This is a genomic window from Streptomyces sp. SID14436 (assembly GCF_010548465.1).
In the GTDB taxonomy this organism is placed as follows: domain Bacteria; phylum Actinomycetota; class Actinomycetes; order Streptomycetales; family Streptomycetaceae; genus Streptomyces.
In genome coordinates this window covers 1-1,922 of the sequence record NZ_JAAGMD010000129.1, presented here as the reverse complement: position 1 = coordinate 1,922, position 1,922 = coordinate 1, and the positions used below count along the sequence as shown (strand labels likewise).

The window sequence follows — 1,922 nt, the reverse complement described above, 5'->3', positions numbered from 1 at the left end:
CGCCCCGGCCGACGGCGGGACCGTCCCGCACCGTCCCCGCCCCGCCGCCCGAGCCGGACCCCGGCCGCACCCGCACGCCCGCTCCCCCGCCTCCGGCACAGCAGCCCGCACCGCCCCGCCCGCCGGAACAGAACACCGGCCTGTGCCTGCCGCTCCTCAACCTGTGCCTGGGCGGCCTCGGCCTGGACGGCGCCGCGAAGGACTGAGCCCCGGCCGACCGAACACCGCCCCGGACGGGGACCGGACCGCGCCCCGCCACATCCGGGGACGCACGCCCGCGAGGACCGCCACTGAGCCCCGGCCGACCGAACACCGCCCCGGACGGGGACCGGACCGCGCCCCGCCACATCCGGGGACGCACGCGGATACCCGCGAGGACCGCCACTGAGCCCCGGCCGGCCGAACGCCGCCCCGGACGGGGACCGAATCGCACCCCGCCACATCCGGGGACGCACGCGGATACCCGCGAGGACCGCCACTGAGCCCCGGCCGACCGAACACCGCCCCGGACGGGGACCGGACCGCGCCCCGCCACATCCGGGGACGCACGCGGATACCCGCGAGGAGCGCCCGGGAACCGCGCGGCCCGCCGCCGTGCCCCGGCCGCGGCGGCCGTGACCGAGCGAGCCGCCCGCACTCACCGCAGAAGACGCTCAGGAACGCCTCAGGACTCCGTCGGCGCGCCCCGGCGCGTGAGCAGCCAGGGCTCGACGACACCGAGCCCACGGACCGGCCGCTGCCACATCGGCTGGAGCGCGAAGCGGTACGCGGGCGGCTCCTCGCCCTCCTTCTCGGCCGTGGCCGCGGCCTCAGCGGCGGCCGCCTCGGAGGCGGGGGCGTCGCCCGTGCGGATCAGCTCCTGGGCGAACGCGGCGTCGACCAGGACGGCGTCCCGGGGAGCTATGGACGTCAGCCGGGACGCGAGGTTGACGGTCGTGCCGAAGACGTCGCCCATGCGGGTGGTCACCGTGCCGAAGGCCATGCCGACCCGCAGCTCCGGCATGGTCTCGTCGTTCGCCATGGTGTCGATCAGCCGCAGGGCGATCTCCGCCGCGGTGCCCGCGTCGTCGGCCGCGTACAGCACCTCGTCGCCGAGGGTCTTGATGAGCCGTCCGCCGCGCGCGGCGACGAGGTCGGCGGCGGTGGTCTCGAAGGCCTCGACGAGCTCGCCGAGCTCCTCCTCCTCCATCCGCCGGGTCAGGCGCGTGAAGCCCACCAGGTCCGCGAAGGCGACGGCCAGCCGCCGGTCGACCATCTCCTCGTCGTCCGCCTCCTGGACCACCCGCCCGGCGGACGCGGCGAGCTGCCGCCGCCAGACGTAGACCAGGAACTCCTCCAGCTCGGGCAGGAGCAGTTCGACGATCGGATAGGTGACCTCGGTGCGGGTCATGCCGGGCTCGGGCGGCTCGGTCAGGCCCTCCAGGAAGCTGTCGATCTGCCATTCCGCCAGCCGTGCGGTGGTCTGCCCGGTGGAACGGGCCACCTGCACCGCCATCGCCTCACTGAGCAGGCCCGCCTCGACCAGACCGGCCAGCCGGCGCAGCGCCAGCACGTCGGCCTCGGTGAGGGCCTTGGCCTGCCCGACGTCGGCGAAGCCCATGGCCCGCCAGAAGCGGGTGGCCAGCTCCATGGTGACGCCCGCGCTGCGGGCCGCCTGGAAGGGCGTGTAGCGCCGCTCGGCACCGAGAATGAGCTGTTCGAGGCGCAGAGCGAGCGGATCCTCGCCGGAATCCTGCGCTTCCGCGCCGGAACCCGAGTCGTCGACGGTCACGCGTTGCTGCCCTTCCGATCTGCCACGGCCCTGGATCGACCGGCCTCAACTCTACGGCAGGTGTGCCCCAGCTCACTCCGTTCGGTTGCGCCAAGGGGTGCCGAACGGGAGGTCGGGGCGGTGCGCGGCGCCCCGACAGGCGCGCGCCGCG

1 protein-coding gene and 1 pseudogene are annotated in these 1,922 nt (G+C 75.7%); one reads left to right on the top strand and one right to left on the bottom strand.

Features of this window, described 5'->3' with window-relative positions; all coding sequences use genetic code 11:
* Positions 1 to 206: pseudogene (locus G3I53_RS04865) on the top strand (hypothetical protein); the annotation flags it as partial.
* Positions 207 to 664: 458 nt separating this feature from the next.
* On the opposite strand, the gene G3I53_RS04860 reads toward G3I53_RS04865, so the two are convergent.
* Positions 665 to 1,771 carry an adenylate/guanylate cyclase domain-containing protein gene (locus G3I53_RS04860; protein ID WP_164338462.1) on the bottom strand — a complete coding sequence of 369 codons (1,107 nt, stop codon included), beginning with the start codon at positions 1,769 to 1,771 and terminating at the stop codon, positions 665 to 667.
* Between the last annotated feature and the right edge of the window lie 151 nt (positions 1,772 to 1,922).